The following is a 274-nucleotide window of genomic DNA, read 5'->3' as shown; positions in this document are numbered from 1 at the left end:
CTTGCCCGAGTATAGACCATGAATTTCGATCGGCTCTGCGATGATTTGTCCTACCGTCAGTCGGGGATCGAGAGAGGCATACGGGTCCTGAAACACCATTTGCATGCTTTTTCGCAATTTGCGCAGCTCGCTGTGACGCATGCCAACCAGATTTTTACCCTCATAAATGACCTCGCCCTCGGTAGGCTGGAGCAGCTGCAGGATGGTCCTCCCTGTTGTTGACTTTCCACAGCCGCTCTCTCCCACAAGACCCAAGGTTTCTCCTTTATAGATA

Annotated in this window: 1 protein-coding gene; it reads right to left on the bottom strand. The window is 51.8% G+C overall.

The genetic code is table 11. The features are described from left to right. A partial coding sequence (locus SB775_RS29325; protein WP_410864749.1) for an ATP-binding cassette domain-containing protein occupies positions 1 to 274 on the bottom strand: 274 nt, incomplete at both ends.

This window comes from Peribacillus sp. SIMBA_075 (assembly GCF_046534585.1).
The sequence above is the reverse complement of the archived record's forward strand: the minus strand, read 5'-3'. Positions and strand labels throughout refer to the sequence as shown.